Genomic DNA, 22117 nt, shown 5'->3' with positions numbered 1-22117 from the left:
AAGTTTGCTCAGGGTAATGCCAGGCCGTGGGCTACACCGTTACCACGATCTTGCCGAACTGACCGTTGGTTTCGAGGTAGCGGTGCGCGTCGACGATCTCGTCGAACGCAAAGGTGCGATCGATGACCGGCTTCAGCGAGCCGCTTTCGAGGCCCTTGAGCACGAACTCCACCGCGGCCTTTCGGCGCGTCGGGTCGCCACTCGTCAACCAGATGTTGTGCGCCTTCACGGAATTCATCCTGGCGATCATTTGCAGCACGGACAGCGTCGTAGCACGCTCGTCGAGCGCGCCGTACAGATACGCGATCCCCTGGAAGGACAACGCCTCGATCAGTTTCGCGAAGTTCGGGCCGCCGACCGGATCGAAAGCGACGCGAGCCCCCTTTCCATCCGTGATTCGCATGATCGCTTCGACAAGGTCCGACTCGTCCGTCACGACCACGTGGGCGGCACCGGCGTCGAGCAACTGCTGTCTCTTGCCGGCATGGCGCGTGACAGCGATCGACGTCGCGCCCGCGTAATTCGCTAGCTGGATCGCCGCCAGGCCAACGCTGCTCGATGCGGCCGGTACGACGACATAGTCGCCGGCGCCGACCTTCGCATCTTCGATCAGCGCGCCATACGCGGTGACGAACATCATCCACACCGAAGCGGCCTCGACGTAGGAAAGCGACTTCGGATGCCTGACCACCGCATGGTCCGGCACGATGATGACTTCGCCGTAGGTGAAGTACTGATTCATCGAGAACGCCGGGATCACACTGACCTCGTCTCCAGGCGCGAAATCGACGACGCCCTCGCCCACCGCATCGACGACGCCGGCCGCCTCGTACCCGAGCCCGGCCGGAAAGCGGACGGGCTCGATGTACCGGTCGGTGCGCCACATCGATTCCGCGCGATTGAGACCGATCGCCTTCACGTTGATGCGAACTTCACCGCGGCCCGGGCCGCGGACCGATTCTTCGACGAGTCGAAGCACTTCGGGCGCACCGGCCTCGGTAAACCTGACAGTCCGTGACATCACTACCTCCTGGATGGATTGAGGTGGAGCAATCTCGCCCGCGTGCAAAAAGATCGCCCGAGGGTATCCCCGATCCTATTCCACTTGTCGATCGAAAGTAAAATTCAATTGACCGGCCGGTCGGTTAATTTATACTGCGTCACATTGCCACTCATTCTGGATGGTGCAGATGTACACCCAATCCCTCGATATCCCCGGCAACGTCGCCCCGCTGGACGCGGACGCGAATTCGCCCGAACAGGCGCGCTTCGACGCGGTCATGGCCGCCGACGGCAAGATCGAGCCGCAGGACTGGATGCCCGACGCCTACCGCAAGACGCTGGTGCGGCAGATCTCGCAGCACGCGCACTCGGAGATCGTCGGCATGCTGCCCGAGGGCAACTGGATCACGCGCGCGCCGAGCCTGAAGCGCAAGGCGATCCTGATCGCCAAGGTGCAGGACGAGGCCGGCCACGGGCTCTACCTGTATAGCGCCGCCGAAACCCTCGGCGTGTCGCGCGAGCAGCTGATCGACGCGCTGCACGCGGGCAAGGCCAAGTATTCGAGCATCTTCAACTACCCGACGCCCACCTGGGCCGACGTCGGCGTGATCGGCTGGCTGGTCGACGGCGCGGCGATCATGAACCAGATCCCGCTGTGCCGCTGCACCTACGGGCCCTATGCCCGCGCGATGATCCGCATCTGCAAGGAAGAGTCGTTCCACCAGCGCCAGGGGTTCGATGCGCTGCTCGCGATGATGGCCGGCACCGACGCGCAGCGCGAGCTCGTGCAGCAGGCGGTGAACCGCTGGTGGTGGCCGGTGCTGATGATGTTCGGCCCGAGCGACAAGGACTCGGTGCACAGCAACCAGTCGGCGCAATGGGGCATCAAGCGCATCACCAACGACGACCTGCGCCAGAAATTCGTCGACGCGACCGTCGAGCAGGCGAAGGTGCTCGGCGTCACGCTGCCCGATGCGGAGCTCAAATGGAACGAGGCGCGCGGCCATTACGACTACGGCGACATCGACTGGGAAGAGTTCTGGCGCGTCGTCAATGGCGACGGCCCGTGCAACCGCGAGCGCCTCGCGACCCGCGTGAAGGCCCATGAAGACGGCGCCTGGGTGCGCGAAGCCGCGCTGGCCCATGCCGGGAAGCAGCGCCAGCGCGCGCAACAGCACGCCGCCTGAGCGGCACCGCACATCACAGGAATCAGGAGATCAGCAATGAACAAGGAATGGCCGATTTGGGAAGTGTTCGTGCGCAGCAAGCAGGGACTCGACCACAAGCACTGCGGCAGTCTGCACGCGGCCGACGCGCCGATGGCGCTGCGCATGGCGCGCGACGTCTACACGCGCCGCCAGGAAGGCGTGAGCATCTGGGTGGTGCCGTCCTCGGCGATCACCGCCTCGGCACCCGACGAGAAGGCCGAACTGTTCGAACCGGCGGGCGACAAGATCTATCGCCACCCGACGTTCTACACGCTGCCCGACGAAGTCAACCACATGTAAGCGCGCCATGACCACTATGTCCATCACGCCCGAACATCTGCAGTACGTGCTGCGCCTCGCCGATACCGCGCTGATCCTCGGTCAGCGCAACAGCGAGTGGTGCGGCCACGGTCCGATCCTCGAAGAGGACATCGCGCTGTCGAACATGAGCCTCGACCTGATCGGCCAGGCGCGCCTGCTGTACACGCATGCGGCCGCGCTCGAACAGCAGCTCACCGGCCGTCAGCGCAGCGAGGACGACTACGCGTACTTCCGCGCCGAGCGCGAGTTCGCGAACTACACGCTCGCCGAGCTGCCGCACTACGGGCCGCTCGCCGGCACCGCGCAGGCGCAGAAGGACTACGCGGTCACGATCGTGCGCAACTTCCTGTACGCGACGCTGATGAGGCATCTGTGGAGCGCACTGACGGGCTCCGCCGACGAACAGCTCGCCGCGATCGCCGCGAAGTCGATCAAGGAAACGCAGTACCACGTGCATCACGCGAGCGAGTGGCTGATCCGTTTCGGCGACGGCACCGACGAATCGCACCGTCGCGCGCAGGCCGCGCTCGACTACCTGATGCCGTACACGTACGAGTTCTTCAGCGCGGACGCGGTGGAAGACGCGATCGCCGCGGCCGGCCTCGGCCCGCGCACCTCGACGCTGGAAGCCGCATGGCTCGACGACGTGCGCGCCACGCTCGACGCAGCCACGCTGACGCTGCCCGCGGCGCTGCGGCACGTGAGCACGGGCAAGCATGGCGAGCATTCGGAGCACATGGGTTTCGTGCTCGCGGAAATGCAGAGCCTTGCGCGCCAGCATCCGGGCGCGAGCTGGTGAGCCCACGATGACGACCTCGACCGCCGCGCAGGCCGTGAATACAGCCGCTGCCACCACCGCCACCACCGATCCCGCGCTCATCCGCGCCTGGAGCGTGCTCGAAGCGGTACCCGACCCGGAGATCCCGGTGGTATCGATCCGCGAACTGGGCATCCTGCGCGACGTGCGACGCGCCGCGGACGGCGCGCTCGAAGTCGTGATCACGCCGACCTACTCGGGCTGCCCGGCGATGTCGCAGATTGCCGAGGACATCGGCCGTGCGCTCGAGGCCGCGCAGCTCACGCCGTACCGCGTCGCCACCGTGCTCGCGCCGGCGTGGACCACCGACTGGATCACCGGCGAAGCGCGCGAAAAACTGCGCGTCTACGGCATCGCGCCGCCCACGGGCAACTGCGGCGGCGCCACGCAAGCGCACGCCGCGCCGCAGGAAAAAGTGCTGCGCTTCGTGCCGCGCGCGCTGCCCGCACCGTCCTGCCCGCGCTGCGGCTCGACGCACACGGAGCGGCTCGCGCAGTTCGGCTCGACCGCCTGCAAGGCCCTGTATCGCTGCCTCGACTGCCGCGAACCCTTCGACTACTTCAAACCGTACTGATATGGCCACCCCGCAATTCCATCCGCTGCGTATCCGCGAAGTACGTCCCGAAACCGCCGATGCGGTGTCGGTTGCCTTCGAAGTCCCGCCCGAACTGCGCGACCAGTATCGCTTCACGCAGGGCCAGTTCGTCACGCTGAAGACGCATATCGACGGCGAGGAAACGCGCCGCTCGTATTCGATCTGCGTGGGCGTCACCGACTACGACCGCGACGGCGAGTTGCGCATCGGCATCAAGCGCGTGCGCGGCGGGCGTTTCTCGAACTTCGCGTTCGACACGCTGCAGCCCGGCCACACGATCGACGTGATGACCCCGGACGGGCGCTTCTTCACGCACCTGAACGCCGAACAGGGCCAGCAGTACCTCGCGTTCTCGGGCGGCTCGGGCATCACGCCGGTGCTCGCGATCATCAAGACGACGCTCGAAGTCGAGCCGCGCAGCACCTTCACGCTGGTGTACGGCAACCGCAGCGTCGACCAGATCATGTTCGCCGAGGAGCTCGAGGATCTGAAGAACCGCTTCATGAACCGCTTCGTGCTGTATCACGTGCTGTCGGACGACCTGCAGGACGTCGAGCTGTTCAACGGCGTGCTCGACCAGCAGAAGTGCGCGGCGTTCCTCGAACAGCTGCTGCCGGCCGACGCGATCGACGAGGCGTTCATCTGCGGCCCCGCGCCGATGATGGACGCGGCCGAGGCGGCGCTGAAGGCAGCCGGCGTGCCGCCCGCGAAGGTGCATGTGGAGCGCTTCGGCACGCCGCTGCCGCAGGCGGGCGTGCCGCCCGTCGAGATCACCGCGGACACCCCCGCGGCCGACCTCGAAATCGTGCTCGACGGCAAGCGGCGCAAGCTGCGCCTGCCGTACCAGGGCGTGAGCGTGCTCGACGTCGGGCTGCGCGCCGGTCTCGCGCTGCCGTATGCGTGCAAGGGCGGGGTGTGCTGCACGTGTCGCGCGAAGGTGCTCGAGGGCGAAGTGAAGATGGAAAAGAACTACACGCTCGAAGAACACGAGGTCCGCGACGGGTTCGTGCTGACGTGTCAGTGTCATCCGGTGAGCGACAAGGTCGTCGTCAGTTACGACGAACGTTGAGGGCAAGCGCGTCACACCCCTGTATCCGATCAAAGTTCCATCTCATGTCTCATTCACTGTTCAGCAAGCACCAGAAGATTCTCAACGAAGCAGTGGCCGCGATCCACACTCGCGGCTACTGGAGTCCGTTCAGCGAAATGCCGAGCCCCAGGGCATACGGCGAAACCGCGGCGGCCGACGGTGAAGCCGCCTTCAGACGTCATCTCGGTCAGCACTTCGAACTCGACCAGCCGAGCAACAACGGCACGGCCGGCAAGGAAAAATCGCCCTTTGGCTTGCAGTTGAACGTGCGGTATCCGAAGCCCGACGCCGACACCCTGTTCGCCGCCGTTGAAACCGCGCAAGCCGAATGGCGAAAGGCGGAACCGAAGGCATGGGTCGGGGTCAGCCTCGAGATCCTCGCGCGACTCAACAAGGCAAGCTTCGAGATCGCGCACAGCGTGATGCATACCACCGGGCAGGCGTTCATGATGGCCTTTCAGGCGGGCGGGCCGCATGCTCAGGACCGCGCGCTGGAAGCGATCGCCTACGCGTGGAACGAATTGCGCCGGATTCCCGATGAAGCGTATTGGGAGAAGCCGCAAGGCAAGAACGCGCCGCTGATGATGGCAAAGCACTATACGGTCGTGCCGCGCGGCATCGGCCTCGTGATCGGCTGCTGCACCTTCCCGACGTGGAACAGCTACCCGGGGATGTTCGCCAGTCTCGCCACCGGCAACGCCGTGGTCGTCAAGCCTCATCCCGCTGCGATCCTGCCGCTGGCGATCACCGTCCGGATCGCCCGCGAAGTGCTCGCCGAAGCCGGCTTCGACCCGAACGTCGTCACGCTGTTCGCCACCGAGCCCGACGATGGCCTGATCGTTCAGGCGCTGGCCACCCGTCCGGAAGTTCGTCTGATCGACTTTACCGGCAGTTCGGCCAACGGCTATTGGCTCGAACACCATGCGAGACAAGCCGCCGTCTATACGGAAAAGGCCGGGGTCAATCAGATCATCATCGATTCGGTGGACGACATCGGGCCGGCCGTTCGCAACATCGCGTTCTCGCTCGCGCTGTACTCGGGGCAGATGTGCACCGCGCCTCAGAATATCTATGTGCCGCGCGACGGCATCAAGACGGCGCACGGCGTCATGTCGTTCGACACTGTTGCCGCGGCGCTCGTCGAGTCGGTCAACAGGGTGACAGCGGATGCCGCCAAGGCAGTCGAAGTGACCGGAGCGATCCAGAACGCCGGTGTGCTGGCGCGCATCGAGCGCGCGCGCAAAGTCGGCACGTTGCTGCTCGACAGCCGCGCCCTCGCCCACCCCGCGTGGCCCGATGCCGAAGTGCGCACGCCGCTGCTTGCGCGCCTGGACGCCCGCAAAGACGAAGCCACGTTCGCGGCGGAATGGTTCGGCCCGATCGCGTTCGTCGTCGCGACGGACTCGACCGCTCAGTCGGTCGAACTCGCCGGCCGGATTGCCAGGACCCGCGGCGCACTGACGTTGTCGGTCTACAGCACCAGTGAAGAAGTGGTCGACGCCGCCTACGAGGCAGCGCTGCGCGGTGGCGTTGCGCTTTCCGTGAATCTGACGGGCGGCGTGTTCGTGAACCAGTCCGCCGCCTTCTCCGATTTTCATGGCACCGGCGGCAATCCGGCTGCCAACGCATCGCTCACCGACGCGGCTTTCGTCGCCAACCGGTTCCGCGTGGTCCAGGTACGGCGTCACGTGCCGCCGCGCGAAGCCGCCCATGTCTGATCGCACCACGCAACCCTGTTGCGGATGAAAAGCCTGAATCGCTCAATTTCTTTACCGGAAAAACACCATGACCGAAGCCTTTATCTGCGATGCCATTCGCACTCCGTTTGGACGTTATGCGGGCGTACTCAAGGACGTTCGCGCGGACGACCTCGGCGCCGTGCCGATTCACGCGCTGATGCAGCGCAATCCATCGGTGGACTGGCAGCAGGTCGCAGACGTCCTCTACGGATGCGCGAACCAGGCCGGCGAGGACAATCGCAACGTCGCACGCATGTCCGCTTTGCTCGCGGGCTTGCCGATCGACGTCCCCGGCTCCACGATCAACCGCCTGTGCGGCTCGGGGATGGACGCGGTGGGCAGCGCCGCGCGCGCGATCCGCGCGGGCGATGGCGACCTTTACATTGCAGGCGGCGTCGAAAGCATGACGCGCGCACCTTTCGTGGTCGGCAAGTCGGCGACGGCGTTCTCGCGCTCGGCCGAAATCCACGACACGACGATCGGCTGGCGCTTCGTCAATTCGCTGATGCGCAGCCAGTACGGCGTCGACTCGATGCCCGAAACGGCCGAGAACGTGGCCGACGATTTCGGCGTGGACCGCGACTCGCAAGACCGCTTTGCGCTGCGTAGCCAGCAACGCGCTGCACGCGCCCAGGCGGACGGCACGCTGGCCCAGGAAATCACCGCGGTGCGCATTCCTCAAAAGAAGGGCGAGCCGCTGGTGGTCGATCGCGACGAACATCCGCGCGAGACATCGCTCGAAGCGCTCGCAAAACTCAAAGGTGTCGTGCGCCCCAACGGAACGGTGACGGCGGGTAACGCTTCGGGCGTCAACGACGGCGCTTGCGCGCTGTTGATCGCGGGCGAAGAGGCAGCGAAGCGCAACCATCTGACGCCGCGCGCCCGCATCCTCGGCATGGCTACGGCGGGCGTCGAGCCGCGCATCATGGGGATCGGACCCGCACCGGCAACCGAGAAGCTGCTTGCCCGCCTCGGCATGAAGCTCGACCAGTTCGACGTGATCGAACTGAACGAAGCCTTCGCCTCGCAGGGTATCGCGGTGCTGCGCCGGCTCGGCGTCGCGGAAGACGATCCCCGCGTCAATCCGAACGGCGGTGCGATCGCCTTGGGCCATCCGCTCGGCGCTTCGGGTGCCCGGCTGGTCACCACGGCGACCTACGAACTCGAACGCCGCAATGCACGCTTCGCGCTGTGCACGATGTGCATCGGCGTTGGCCAGGGCATTGCGATCGCGATCGAGCGCGTTTGAGCGGAGCCACTGGCATGTCGAACGCATTGAAGACTTCCACGATCGTCGGCATCGTCGGCGCGGGCGCGATGGGTGCGGGCATCGCCCAGGTGGCCGCGCTCGCCGGACATCGGGTCGCCATGTTCGATCTCGATGCCGCTACGGTCGCAAAGGCCATTAAGGACATCGCCGCGAACCTCGCGAGGCTCGTCGACAAGGGCCGCCTCGACGCGACGGCTGCCGCTCAAGCGAACGAAAGGCTGATTGCGGTCGACCAGCTAGCCGGGATGCGCGACGCGGGGCTCGTCATCGAGGCCGTCGCCGAACGGCTCGAAGTGAAGCGCAAGATTTTCGCCGAACTCGAAGAGCACGTGGCCGACGCCTGCATTCTCGCGACCAACACTTCGTCGATTTCCGTCACGGCGATCGGCGCGACGCTGAAGATTCCGGCGCGCCTCGTGGGCATGCACTTCTTCAACCCCGCGCCCGTGATGGCGCTGGTCGAAGTGGTCAGTGGCCTCGCCACATCGGCGGACGTTGCCACCTGCGTGTATGAGACGGCCGCCGCGTGGGGCAAGACGCCCGTCTATGCGCGCTCGACGCCCGGCTTCATCGTGAACCGCGTGGCCCGTCCGTTTTACGCCGAAGGTCTGCGGCTTCTGAACGAGCAGGCGGCGAGTGCCGAGTCGATCGATGAGGTGATTCGCGAGGCGGGCGGCTTCCGGATGGGACCGTTCGAACTGATGGACCTGATCGGACACGACGTCAATTTCGCGGTCACCGAGTCGGTGTTTCGCGCGTATTTCAACGATCCGCGCTTCACGCCCTCATTGATCCAGCAGGAATTGGTGAACGCGGGTTTTCTGGGCCGCAAATCGGGACGTGGCTTCTACGAATATGGTCCGAACGCCACGCGCCCAAGCCCGTGGCTTGCACCACCCACGGATTCCCCGCGGGTCGTCAAACTGTTTCCGCAGTCCGGCGTGATCGCGCGGCTTCAACGAAGGCTGCTGGATGCCGGGCTCGTTACGGCGACGATGCCCGAAACGGAATGCATCGACGGTGTGGTCGCGCAGATCGACGACGCGCTGCTGCGACTGACCGACGGGCGCACGGCAACTCAATGCGCTCACGACACGGATCACGACAACGTGGTGCTCGTCGATCTCGCGCTCGACTACGCCGGCTGCAGCACGGTAGCGCTCGCCCGTGCGCGGCAATGCAGTGATTCGGCCTATGCGGCTGTCGTCGGCGCGATGCAGGCGGCGGGCTACGCGGTCGTGCCGATGGCCGATGTGGCCGGCATGATCGTGATGCGGACCGTCGCGATGCTCGTGAATGAAGCGGCCGATGCGGTCAACCAGGGCGTGTGCACGGCCGCGGATCTCGACCTGGCGATGGAAAAAGGCGTCAACTATCCGTTGGGCCCACTGCAGTGGGCGGATCAGGCGGGCGTCACCCTGTTCTCTACGGTGCTGAGCAATCTCTGCACCCACTACGGTGAAGACCGGTACCGCGTTTCACCGCTACTAGCCGCACTTTCGTGGTCGCGAGCGTCATGGCACGCACGCGCTGCCCGCGACAGTGCTGCCTGACTCGAATCAACCCAATTCCAGTATTCCGGAGACTCCCATGGTCCGACGCACCCCCCAATCCGACGAACTCGAACCGATCGAACGCGCCAGCCGCGACGAGTTGCAGGCCCTGCAACTGGCACGCCTCAAATGGTCGGTCCGCCGTGCCTACGACAACGTGGCGCATTACCGTCAGGCGTTCGATGCCGCTGGCGTGCATCCGGACGATCTGAAGGAACTCTCCGATCTGGCAAAGTTTCCGACCATGACGAAGAAGGACCTGCGCGATAACTATCCGTTCGGTCTGTTCGCCGTGCCGCGCGACCAGGTGGTGCGTGTGCACGCATCGAGCGGGACCACGGGCAAGCCGACGGTCGTGGGCTATACGGCACGGGACATCGATACCTGGGCCGATATCGTCGCGCGTTCGATCCGCGCTGCCGGCGGCCGTCGCGGCGACACGCTGCACAACGCGTTCGGCTACGGCCTGTTCACGGGCGGGCTGGGCATTCACTACGGCGCGGAGCGGCTCGGCTGCATGGTGGTGCCGATGTCCGGCGGCCAAACGGAAAAGCAGGTTCAGTTGATCCGTGACTTCGAACCGTCGATCATTCTGGTCACGCCGTCCTACATGCTTAATCTCATCGACGAGATGACGCGGCAAGGGATGAATCCGGCCGAATCGTCGCTGAAGGTCGGTGTCTTCGGCGGCGAGCCCTGGACCCAGGCCATGCGTAGTGAAATCGAAACGCGGGCGGGAATCGACGCGGTCGACATTTACGGCCTCTCCGAAGTAATGGGCCCTGGCGTCGCGGCGGAGTGCATCGAAAGCAAGGACGGTCCGGTGATCTGGGAAGACCACTTCTACCCGGAAATCATCGATCCCGTTACCGGTGAGGTGCTGCCGGATGGAAGCGAAGGCGAACTGGTCTTCACGTCGCTGACGAAGGAAGCCATGCCGGTCATCCGCTATCGCACGCGCGATCTGACCTCGCTGTTGCCGCCTACTTCCCGCGCGATGCGCCGGCTCGCGAAGATCACCGGACGCTCGGACGACATGCTGATCATTCGAGGCGTCAACGTGTTTCCGAGTCAGATCGAAGAACTGATTCTCGCGATGCCCAAGCTGAGCGCGCAGTATCAATTGACGGTCAAACGCGATGGGCATCTGGATTCTCTGGCGGTATGCGTCGAGGCGCGGCCGGAGGTCGGCGAGTCGTTGAGCGACCACGATCGGACAGCGCTTGCGCGCGAACTGCAGCATCGCATCAAGACGATGGTCGGCGTGTCGACGACCGTCTCGGTCGCGCTTGCCGGACATATTCCAATGACCGGTACCGGCAAAGCGAAACGCGTCGTCGATCTGCGGGGCGCGAACCTGTAAGCATCGGTCATGGGCGCTGCGCGCCGGGACTCGCGCAACGCCCGCTCCACGAGGGGTGATGTATTGGCGGCGTACAGCAGAAATAGAAAATGTGCGACAAGCATTCCGCATTAGCCGCGATGCTTTTGCTCTCGCGTGATACGCGTGCTATACCTCTTTGTGCGCGACAAGAGACGCGATATGCGTGATCGCGTTTGCGTGGTTAGTTAGCAAATGTCGCTGTATCTGATCCCAGCGGATGTGCATAAAGGTATTCAGCGCTCTTTCTGCAGCTTCCTCCACAGAGCGGTGCAAAACCCAGCCCCAACTTGATCTGGCAGCACACGCCCTGGCTCATTCACCTACGGCCCATCGCTTTTGCGGGGCCAATCGGACGGGGAAGATTCGATGGGGCGGTGAAACATGTCGCTTACCGGTCTGGGTTCTCGTTGGTTGGCCTGTCGAACTGGCGGCTCGCTCTTGTCCCGGTCTGATTCGAGCGAAACCCGATCCGCCCAAACCGATCCCTTCGACTGCCCATACCCGTTGCGCCGCAAGGCATGCATCAATAGCCGCCCGTTCTCCCCCTGCCGGCTATTGCTTGCAACGACAGCCGCCTTTCCCCTTGCGTTTGCCGCCAACGCCGTTTATGCGGACGGCGCTGGGGGCGCCGCGAGTGCCGGCTACAACGGTGCGGGCGGCGGCGGTGGCGTGAACGGGGTCGGCGGCGCGGCAGGCGCTTCGACTTCTGCTGGCAGCAACGGTAACTCGAACGGCAACGGCGGACCGGGAAGCTCGGGTGGCGCAAACCTCGGCGGCAGCCCGGGCGGCGGTGGTGCCGGTGGTACGGCGGGCACCGCCGCCAGTCCGACCGGAAGCAACGGCGGCACCGGTGCGGATGCGTCGTGCGGCGTCTGCTTCGGTGGCCTCGGCGCCGGTGGCGGCGGCGGTGGCGCCGACGGCTTCGTCGGCTCGACGCTGACCGGCGTGACCGGTGCCATCACCGGCGGCAGCGGCGGCAATGGCGGCAACGCGACGAGCGCGTCAGCCTTCGGTGCCGATGGGGGTGGCGGCGGTGGCGGCGGTGCCGGCGCGGTCATTTCGGGCAGCGGCAGCACGAGCACTTCGGCCAACACCACGGGCGGTGCCGGGGGCAACGGCGGAGCGGGCATCAGTCCTGGCGGCGCCGGCAATGCGGGGGGCGGCGGTTCGGGCCTCGTCGATAGCGGCGTCAACCTCACCAACGCCTTTACGATTACCGGTGGCAACGGTGGTGGCGGTGGCAGCGGAGCCAGCGTCGGCGGATCCGGTGCGACCGGCGGTGCGGGTGTCCTCGGCACTGCACTGTCGCTGACCAACACAGGCACCATTCAGGGCGGCAACGGCGGCAGCAACGGCGCTTCCTCCAGCGCCGCGGTCGCGGCGGGGGGCGTCGGCGTCCAGGGCTCCGGCCTTCAGATCATCAACGGCGGCACGATTGCCGGTGGCGTTAGCGGCGACGGCAGCACGCGCGCGAATGCGATTACCTTCACTAGCGGCACCAACAGTCTGCAACTGCAGCAGCGGTGGAACTTCGTCGGGAATGTCGTCGGTGCGAGCGGCACCACGAATGCGCTGATCCTCGGCGGCAACACGACCGATCTGACGAGCAATGCCGCGGGGACATCGGTGTCGACGGTGTTCCAGTTGTCACAGATTGGCACCGTATTCCAGGGCTTCTCCAGCTTCCAGAAAACTGGCACCGGCACGTGGGCGCTGATCGGCAGCACATCCACGGCGACACCATGGACTATTTCGGCAGGCACGCTGCAGTTGGGCAATGGCGTGACCAACGGCTCGATCACCGGCAACGTCACCGACAATTCGATCTTCGCGTTCGATCCCGCCTCCGGCACGACGATGACCGAGTCCGGTGTGATCTCGGGCTCCGGTCAGGTTCAGCAAACTGGCACGGGCATAACGGTGTTTTCTGGGACCAATACCTACACCGGGGGCACGACGATCAACGCGGGCACGCTACAGGTTTCTGCCGACAGCAATCTCGGCGCCGCAACCGGTGCGCTCGCGCTCAATGGCGGGACACTGAACACGACGGCAAGCTTCGGGTCATCGCGTTCGACCGCGCTGGGTGCCTCAGGTGGCACATTCGATGTCAGTAACGGCACCACGCTGACGATGAGCGGCGTGATCTCCGGCACCGGTGCGTTGACGAAGGCCGATACCGGCACGCTCGTGTTAACCGGCCCGGACACCTACAGCGGTGGCACGACGATCAGCACCGGCACACTGCAACTCGGCGACGGCACCACGAACGGCTCGGTCATGGGCAATGTCACCGACAACGCGACGCTTGTGTTCGACCCCGCCTCCAGCACGACGATGACCGAGCCCGGTGTGATTTCCGGCACTGGCCAGGTCCAGCAGATCGGCACGGGCACCACCGTACTGACGGGTACAAACACTTACAGCGGCGGCACCACGATCAGCGCAGGCACACTGCAACTCGGCGACGGCACCACCAATGGCTCGATCACCGGCAATGTGACCGACAACGCCACGCTCGTGTTCGATCCTGCCTCCGGCACGACCATGAACGAGTCCGCCGTGATCTCCGGCACCGGCCAGGTCCAGCAAAACGGCACGGGCATAACGGTACTGACAGGCACGAACACCTACACCGGTGGCACCACGATCACGGCCGGCACGCTGCAGTTAGGCAATGGCACCACCAACGGCTCGATCACCGGCAACGTCACTGACAACTCGATCTTCGCGTTCGATCCCGCCTCCGGCACGACGATGACCGAGTCCGGCGCGATCTCCGGCTCCGGTCAGGTTCAGCAAATTGGCCCCGGCATAACAGTGCTGTCTGGCACGAACACCTATACCGGTGGCACGACGATCAATGCGGGTACGCTACAGGTTTCAGCCGACAGCAATCTCGGCGCTGCAACCGGCGCGCTCGCACTCAATGGCGGGACACTGAACACGACGGCAAGCTTCGGATCATCGCGTTCGGCGACGCTAGCTACAGCAGGCGGCACATTCGATGTCAATACGGGGACTACGCTGACGATGAGCGGCGTGATCTCCGGCGCCGGTGCGTTGACAAAGACCGATACCGGCACGCTCGTGCTAACCGGCACGGACACCTACAGCGGTGGCACGACGATCACTGGCGGCACACTGCAACTCGGCGACGGCACCACGAACGGCTCGATCACGGGCAACGTGACCAACAACGCCACCCTCTCTTTTAGTCCCGCCTCTGGCACAACGATGATCGAGCCCGCCGTGATCTCCGGCACTGGCCAGGTCCAGCAGATCGGTACCGGCACAACGGTATTGACGGGCACGAACTCCTACACCGGCGGCACCACGATCACCACCGGCACACTGCAACTCGGCAACGGCACCACCAACGGCTCGATCATCGGCAACATCACCGACAACGCCACCCTCGCCTTCGACCCCGCCGCCGGCACCACGATGACCAACGCCGCCGTGATCTCCGGCACCGGCCAGCTCCAGCAAAACGGCACGGGCACAACGGTACTGACAGGCACGAACACCTACACCGGCGGCACCACGATCAGCACCGGCACGCTGCAACTTACCGGCGCAAACGCCGCCGGCGCTGGACCAGTAACCATAGCCACTCCCGCCGCCGATACCGCTCAAGGCCTCAATCTCGCTTTCACGAGCGCGGGCAGTTTCGCCAACAACCTTTCCGGAGCAGGCGTAACCAGCATCGCCGCCGGAGCCGCTCTCGCCACCATCACCGGCAGCAATACCGGATATAGCGGCGCCTGGCAGATCGCCGGAAGCGCGGCCGTCGCGCCGCCAAGCGCGACCTCTACTGCAAGCCTCGGCACCGGCACGGTCAACATCCTGCCGGGTGGCAGCCTTGCGGCCACCACCGGTGGCGCATTCAGCTTCGGCAATGCACTGACTGGATCGGGAACACTGTCGGCGTCCAACGGCGGACAAGCGTTCTCGTTCGGGCCCGGCGCTGGCAGTGCCTTCCATGGCACGGTCGCGCTGTCGAACGACACCTTCGCGCTGTCGGGCAACGACACCACGGCGCTGACCAATGCAACGCTCCTGATCGGCGCGGGCAACCTGACCACGGTCGGCGACGGCCGCCAGGCCATCGGAGCCGTGACGTTCAACGGCGGCACCGCCGCATTCGACGGCACCGCGCCCGCTCAGCAGATCGCCACCAGCTTCATCACCACGGGGGCGCTCGACGTCAGCGGCACGGGCACGGTACGCATCAACGTGCCCAACCCGTACACGCCGCCCATGCCGACGCCGGCGGGTGACCTGTCGCTGTTCCAGCAGAGTCACGTGAACAATGGACTCGAACTGATTTCGGCCACCAGCGTCACCGGCACTGGCAGCGGCCTGACGCTGCAGGACGCAAATGGCAATCCGCTCGGCGCGACCCAGGCGATCAACGTGCAGCAAAACGGCAATCTGGTCGCGATCGGCACCTACGGCTACTCGCTCGGCACCGGCTCCGCCAACAACGGCCTATACGTTGGCTACACGCTCAACCAGCTCGCGCTGCAAGGCGGTCATAACCTGACTTTGACCGAAGACTCCGGCGCCACCGGCGCGAACGCCGATCTGGCGGCTCAACTGACCGGCACCGGCAATCTGGTCATCGCCGCGAACAATGTGGTGTCGCTGTCGAATGCGAACAACACCTTCAGTGGAACGACCCTGGTGCAAAGCGGCACGCTACAGGCCAATGCCGCTAACGTGATCGGATCGTCGAGCGCGGTCAATGTCACAAGCACGTTCGATACGAACGGCTTCTCCCAATCGCTGAATAACCTGACGGGAGACGCCGGCGCAAGAATCCTGCTATCAGGCGGCGACCAGCTGACGCTGAACGGCAGCGGGGGCCCTGGCACGTTTGCCGGTGTGATCGGGGGCAGCGGCAGTCTGGTGCAAGCCAGTGGAACCGAAATCCTGACCGGGACCAACACGTACACGGGTGGCACCACGATCAGTGGCGGCACGCTGCAACTCGGCGACGGCACCACGAACGGCTCGATCATGGGCAATGTCACCGACAACGCGACGCTGGTGTTCGACCCCGCCTCCGGCACGACGATGACCGAGCCCGCCGTGATTTCCGGCACTGGCCAGGTCCAGCAGATCGGCACGGGCACCACCGTACTGACGGGTACAAACACTTACAGCGGCGGCACCACGATCAGCGCAGGCACGCTGCAACTCGGCAACGGCACCACCAATGGCTCGATCACCGGCAATGTGATCGACAACGCCACGCTCGTGTTCGATCCTGCCTCCGGCACGACCATGAACGAGTCCGCCGTGATCTCCGGCACCGGCCAGGTCCAGCAAAACGGCACGGGCATAACGGTACTGACAGGCACGAACACCTACACCGGTGGCACCACGATCACGGCCGGCACGCTGCAGTTAGGCAATGGCACCACCAACGGCTCGATCACCGGCAACGTCACTGACAACTCGATCTTCGCGTTCGATCCCGCCTCCGGCACGACGATGACCGAGTCCGGCGCGATCTCCGGCTCCGGTCAGGTTCAGCAAATTGGCCCCGGCATAACAGTGCTGTCTGGCACGAACACCTATACCGGTGGCACGACGATCAATGCGGGTACGCTACAGGTTTCAGCCGACAGCAATCTCGGCGCTGCAACCGGCGCGCTCGCACTCAATGGCGGGACACTGAACACGACGGCAAGCTTCGGATCATCGCGTTCGGCGACGCTAGCTACAGCAGGCGGCACATTCGATGTCAATACGGGGACTACGCTGACGATGAGCGGCGTGATCTCCGGCGCCGGTGCGTTGACAAAGACCGATACCGGCACGCTCGTGCTAACCGGCACGGACACCTACAGCGGTGGCACGACGATCACTGGCGGCACACTGCAACTCGGCGACGGCACCACGAACGGCTCGATCACGGGCAACGTGACCAACAACGCCACCCTCTCTTTTAGTCCCGCCTCTGGCACAACGATGATCGAGCCCGCCGTGATCTCCGGCACTGGCCAGGTCCAGCAGATCGGTACCGGCACAACGGTATTGACGGGCACGAACTCCTACACCGGCGGCACCACGATCACCACCGGCACACTGCAACTCGGCAACGGCACCACCAACGGCTCGATCATCGGCAACATCACCGACAACGCCACCCTCGCCTTCGACCCCGCCGCCGGCACCACGATGACCAACGCCGCCGTGATCTCCGGCACCGGCCAGCTCCAGCAGATCGGCACCGGCATCACGAACCTGACCGGCAACAGCAACACGTTCTCCGGTGCAACGAACGTCACGAGCGGCGCGCTGCTAGTCAGCGGCACCCTCGGCGACGCGAGCAGCACGGTCGCCGTCGCATCGGGCGGCACACTCGGTGGCGCTGGCACCCTCGGCGGCAACGTCAGCGTCGGCGCCGGCATCCTGGCTCCGGGCAGCACCAGCGTCGGCGGAGGACCCGGCACGCTGAGCGTCAACGGCAACCTCGCGCTGTCGGGTTCATCGACGCTCGCCTACCACTTCGGCCAGGCCAACGTAGTCGGCGGCGCGTTCAACGATCTGACTTCAGTCGGCGGAAATCTGACGCTGGCGGGCACGTTGAACGTCACCTCATCGAGCGGCAGCTTCGACCCGGGGCTTTACCGGATCATCAGCTATGGCGGAGCGCTGACCAACGACGGCCTCGCGATCGGCACGCTGCCGAATGGCGATTCGGGCACCATCCAGACGTCGATCGCCGGAGCGGTCAACCTGATCAACACGACGGGCGTGACCACCAACTTCTGGGACGGCGGCAACAGCAGCGCCAGGAACAACGACGCAGTCGATGGCGGCACCGGCATCTGGCAGGCCGCCGGCGGCAACGACAACTGGACGTCGGTCGACGGCTCGATCAATGCGCGTTATACGAACGGTGCGTTTGCGATCTTCACCGCGGCCCCTGGCACGGTGAGCGTCGACAACAGCGTCGGCAACGTCGTCTCCGGCGGCATGCAGTTCGCCAGCAGCGGCTATGTGATCGCGGGCGGCCCCATCACGATGGCCGCCGGCAGCAACCTGATCCGGGTCGGAGACGGCACCTCGGCCGGGGCCGGCTATGTGGCCACGATCGCAGCGGCGCTGACCGGCAGCGGCGGCATCGACAAGGCCGACCTCGGCACGCTGGTTCTGAGCGGCGCGAACACCTACACCGGCGGCACTGCGATCAGCGCGGGCACCCTGCAACTCGGCGATGGCACCACCAACGGTTCGATCACCGGCAACGTGACCGACAACGCCACCCTCGTGTTCGACCCCGCCGCCGGCACAACGATGACGGAGGCCGGGGTGATTTCCGGCACTGGCCAGCTCCAGCAAAACGGCACGGGCACAACGGTACTCACAGCCACGAACACCTACACCGGTGGCACGACGATCAGCGCCGGCACCCTGCAACTCGGCGACGGCAGCACCAACGGCTCGATCACCGGCAACGTCACGGACAACGCGATCCTTTCCTTCGTCACCGCCTCCGGCACGACAATGAACGAGGCCGGCGTGATCTCGGGAACGGGTCAGGTTCAGCAGGCCGGCATCGGTACAACGGTACTCACTGGCGCGAACACCTACACCGGTGGCACGACGATCAGCGCCGGCACCCTACAGGTTTCGGCCGACGACAATCTCGGCGCTGCAAACGCCACACTCACGCTCGACGGCGGCACGCTGAACGCGACGGCAAGTTTCGCTTCATCGCGCAGTACGACGATCGGCGCCGCTGGCGGCACCTTCGACATCAACCCCGGCACCACGCTGACGATGAACGGCGTGCTGTCCGGCGCCGGCGCCCTCACGAAGACCGACACCGGCACCATGGTGCTGACAGGCGCCAACACCTACACCGGCGGCACGACGATCAGCGCAGGCACACTACAACTCGGCGACGGCACCACCAACGGCTCGATCACCGGCAACATCACCGACAACGCCACTCTCGCGTTCGACCCCGCCTCCGGCACGACGATCACCGAATCCGGCATGATTTCCGGCGCCGGAAACATGCAGCAAACCGGCGCCGGCATCACGCACCTGACCGGCGACAGCAGCGCCTTCTCCGGTGCGGCCAGCGTCACGAGCGGGTCGCTGCTGGTCAGCGGAACACTCGGCAACGCGGGCAGCACGCTCGCCGTCGCGACCGGGGGAACGCTCGGCGGCGGGGGCACGCTCGGCGGCAACGTCAACGTCGCGGACGGCGTGCTCGCTCCGGGCAATAGCAGCCTCGGCGGCGGCCCCGGCACGTTCACCATCAACGGCAACCTTGCGCTGTCCGCGTCGTCGACGCTCGATTACCACTTTGGCCAAACCAACGTGGTCGGCGGCCCGTTCAACGACCTGACGGCGGTCGGCCGAAATCTGACGCTGGCCGGCACGCTGAACGTCGCGTCGTCGGGAGGTAGTTTCGATCCGGGCATCTATCGGATCATCAGCTATGGCGGCGCGCTGACCAATGACGGCCTTCAGCTCGGCTCGCTGCCGGCCGGCGTCACGGCCTCGGTCCAGACGTCGATCGCGGCAGAGGTCAACCTGGTCAACTCGACCGGCGTGACGACCAACTTCTGGGACGGCGGCAACGGCGGCGGCAAGGACAACGACTCGGTCGATGGCGGCACCGGTGTCTGGCAAGCCGCAGCCGGCAACGACAACTGGGCCGGCGTGACCGGCGCCTTCAACGTGCCGTACACCAACGGCGCGTTTGCGATCTTCGCCGCGGCTCCCGGCACGGTGAACGTCGACGACACGCTCGGCAACGTCGTCTCCGGGGGGATGCAGTTCGCGACCAGCGGTTACCTGATCCAGGGCGCGCCGATCACGCTGGCGCCTGGCAGCAACCTGATTCGAGTCGGCGACGGTACCTCGGCCGGAGCCGGCTATGCGGACACGATCGCGGCGCCGCTAACCGGCAGCGGCGGAATCGACAAGGCCGACCTCGGCACCCTGGTCCTGAGCGGCACGAATACCTACACCGGCGGCACGACGATCAGCGCCGGCACGCTGCGGCTCAGCGACGCTGGAACGCTCGGCGCGAATGCGGGCGCGACAACGGTATCGAGCGGCACGCTCGACCTCGGTGGCACGAAGCAGACGCAGAACGCCGGCCTGACGCTGGTCAGCGGCGAAGTGAACAACGGCACCCTGTCGTCATCGACCGGCTTCGCGCTGCAATCGGGTAGCGTAAGCGCATCCCTCGCGGGAAGCGGCGCGCTCAGCAAGACCGGGGCAGGCGTGGTGACACTGACCGGCAACAACGCATACACCGGCGCGACGACCATCAGCGGCGGCACGCTGGCGCTCGGCAGCGGCGGCTCAGTGGCGACGAGCAACGGAGTGACCCTCTCCGCCGCGGGCGCGGTGTTCGACCTCACGGCCGCCGGCAATCAGACGATCAAGGATTTGTCGAGCGTGGCCGGCTCGAAGGTCGACGTCGGCGCGAATACGCTGAGCTTCGGCACCAGCAATTCGACGAGCTTCGCCGGCTCGTTTGCCGGCACCGGAAACCTGCTCTGGCAGGGCGCTGGCACCTTCTCACTGACCGGCGACAGCAGCGGCTTCGCAGGCACGACGACGATCGCAGCGGGCACCGTCGCGATCGGCACCGAGGCGGCGCCCAACGCGAGCCTCGGCGGGAACGTCGACGTGTCCGGCGGCACCCTCAGGGGTTTTGGCACGATCGGCGGGAGTCTCGTCAATACGGGCGGCACGGTGGCCCCCGGCGGCTCTATCGGCACGTTCAGGGTCGGCGGCAACTTCGTGCAAGGCGCCGGCGGCACGCTCGGCATCCAGGTGAGCCCGAGCGCCGCGTCGCAGTTGAAGGTCGGCGGCACGGCGACGCTCGACGGCAAGCTCGCGCTGCTGTTCGCGCCGGGCACCTACAATCCGACCACCTACAAGCTGCTGAGCGCGCAGAGCGTCGGCGGCGCGTTCTCGCAAGTGAGCGGCACGAACCCGAGCGGCCTGTCCCAGTCGATCGACTACCACCCCGCCGACGTGACGCTGCGCCTCAGCAATCCGGCGTCGCCACAGTCAGCGGCCGTCGTCGCGCCGACCAACGACACGATCTACACGACGCTGACCAGCATGGCGCTGCTGAACGCGCAACAGATCAACGGCATCATTCTCGACCGGATCGGACAGCGCCGTGCCGGCATCGCCGACGGCCCGGTCGCGACCCGCGGCGATCCGCCGATGCAAGCACAATACGCCGACGCGATGGGCCAGACGCCACCTGTGCTGTCATTGCCTCAGCCCTCCCGTGGCGCATGGATTCGCGGCATCGGCAACTTCACGTCGCTGAGCGGTAGTGGCGGCACGCCGGGATTTACCGGCTCGACCGGCGGCTTCCTGCTCGGCTATGACCAGCCGCTCGAAAACAACCTTTATGTGGGCGCGGCGCTCGGCTACCTGAACAGCAGCATCGACGAGCACTCGACTTCGAGCGGATCGATCGAGAGCGCACGGGTCGCGCTATATGGGGGAATTGCGCTCGGGCCGAGTCTGATCACCGCGACTGCCGGTTATGCACATGACTGGATGCGCACCACACGCGGCATCGCGGGGATCGGCACCGCGAGCGAGAGCCACGGCGGCGACGAGGCGACGTTCGCCGCGCAATGGAGCATGCCCATGACGATACCCGGCCTCGCGGGCGGCAGCGCGACGCTGACACCGAAGGCTGGCATTCAGTACGTTCATCTGTCGGAAGGCGCATTCACCGACACCGGCGCGAGCGGCTTCAACCTGGGCGCGGACAATCACAGCGCCGACAGCTTCCAGCCTTATTTTGGGTTCGCGGTGTCGCAGCGCTTCACTACGCGTGGCAGCACCGAAATCACGCCGGAGCTTCGCCTCGGCTACGCGTATGAAACGCTCTCCAACGCACGCGGCTTGAACGTCATCGCAACAGACGGCACCGCGTTTCCTGTGACCGGCATTGCACCGTCACGCAACCAGTTGATCGCCGGCCTCGGTGTGACGATTACCGCCGGACCGAACCTGTCCTTCTACGCCAGTTACGATGCGATCCTGCCTGTTGGAAATACCCGAAGCCAGACGTTCCAGGCCGGCCTGCGATGGAAGTTCTAGAAGCGGCGCGAGGGTGA

Annotated in this window: 11 protein-coding genes; 10 read left to right on the top strand and 1 reads right to left on the bottom strand. The window is 65.5% G+C overall.

Annotated elements, in window-relative coordinates:
• Positions 1–31: 31 nt before the first annotated feature.
• Positions 32–1021 (bottom strand): zinc-dependent alcohol dehydrogenase family protein, encoded by a 990-nt coding sequence (locus tag BC1002_RS33155; protein WP_013094346.1) that lies wholly within the window; start codon positions 1019–1021, stop codon positions 32–34.
• A 169-nt stretch (positions 1022–1190) separates the two neighbouring features.
• On the opposite strand from BC1002_RS33155, the gene paaA reads away from it, so the two are divergent.
• The 10 genes from paaA (at position 1191) to BC1002_RS33105 (ending at position 22100) form a co-directional block, all read left to right on the top strand.
• Complete coding sequence (gene paaA, locus BC1002_RS33150) at positions 1191–2189, top strand: 1,2-phenylacetyl-CoA epoxidase subunit PaaA (protein ID WP_013090771.1); 999 nt, start codon at positions 1191–1193, stop codon at positions 2187–2189.
• Between the two features lie 36 nt (positions 2190–2225).
• Positions 2226–2510 carry a 1,2-phenylacetyl-CoA epoxidase subunit PaaB gene (gene paaB, locus BC1002_RS33145; protein WP_013090772.1) on the top strand — a complete coding sequence of 95 codons (285 nt, stop codon included), beginning with the start codon at positions 2226–2228 and terminating at the stop codon, positions 2508–2510.
• Between the two features lie 16 nt (positions 2511–2526).
• A complete protein-coding gene (paaC, locus tag BC1002_RS33140; protein WP_041735804.1) occupies positions 2527–3330 on the top strand; it encodes a 1,2-phenylacetyl-CoA epoxidase subunit PaaC in 804 nt (267 codons plus the stop codon).
• A gap of 7 nt (positions 3331–3337) precedes the next feature.
• A complete protein-coding gene (gene paaD / locus BC1002_RS33135) occupies positions 3338–3922 on the top strand; it encodes a 1,2-phenylacetyl-CoA epoxidase subunit PaaD (RefSeq protein ID WP_013094344.1) in 585 nt (194 codons plus the stop codon).
• A gap of 1 nt (position 3923) precedes the next feature.
• Positions 3924–5012 (top strand): 1,2-phenylacetyl-CoA epoxidase subunit PaaE, encoded by a 1089-nt coding sequence (gene paaE, locus BC1002_RS33130; RefSeq protein ID WP_013094343.1) that lies wholly within the window; start codon positions 3924–3926, stop codon positions 5010–5012.
• 44 nt (positions 5013–5056) lie between these two features.
• Positions 5057–6751 carry a phenylacetic acid degradation protein PaaN gene (paaN, locus tag BC1002_RS33125; protein WP_013094342.1) on the top strand — a complete coding sequence of 565 codons (1695 nt, stop codon included), beginning with the start codon at positions 5057–5059 and terminating at the stop codon, positions 6749–6751.
• 67 nt (positions 6752–6818) lie between these two features.
• Positions 6819–8021: a 3-oxoadipyl-CoA thiolase gene (gene pcaF, locus BC1002_RS33120; protein WP_013094341.1), complete on the top strand. Its 1203-nt coding sequence runs from the start codon at positions 6819–6821 to the stop codon at positions 8019–8021.
• A 14-nt stretch (positions 8022–8035) separates the two neighbouring features.
• Positions 8036–9595 (top strand): 3-hydroxyacyl-CoA dehydrogenase PaaH, encoded by a 1560-nt coding sequence (gene paaH / locus BC1002_RS33115; RefSeq protein ID WP_013094340.1) that lies wholly within the window; start codon positions 8036–8038, stop codon positions 9593–9595.
• A 37-nt stretch (positions 9596–9632) separates the two neighbouring features.
• Positions 9633–10958 carry a phenylacetate--CoA ligase PaaK gene (gene paaK, locus BC1002_RS33110; protein WP_013094339.1) on the top strand — a complete coding sequence of 442 codons (1326 nt, stop codon included), beginning with the start codon at positions 9633–9635 and terminating at the stop codon, positions 10956–10958.
• 576 nt (positions 10959–11534) lie between these two features.
• Positions 11535–22100 carry an autotransporter-associated beta strand repeat-containing protein gene (locus tag BC1002_RS33105; protein WP_157874840.1) on the top strand — a complete coding sequence of 3522 codons (10566 nt, stop codon included), beginning with the start codon at positions 11535–11537 and terminating at the stop codon, positions 22098–22100.
• The last annotated feature ends 17 nt before the right edge of the window (positions 22101–22117 follow it).

Origin of the sequence: Paraburkholderia atlantica (assembly GCF_000092885.1) — a bacterium.
Taxonomy (GTDB): Bacteria; Pseudomonadota; Gammaproteobacteria; order Burkholderiales; family Burkholderiaceae; genus Paraburkholderia; species Paraburkholderia atlantica.
The sequence above is the reverse complement of the archived record's forward strand: the minus strand, read 5'-3'. Positions and strand labels throughout refer to the sequence as shown.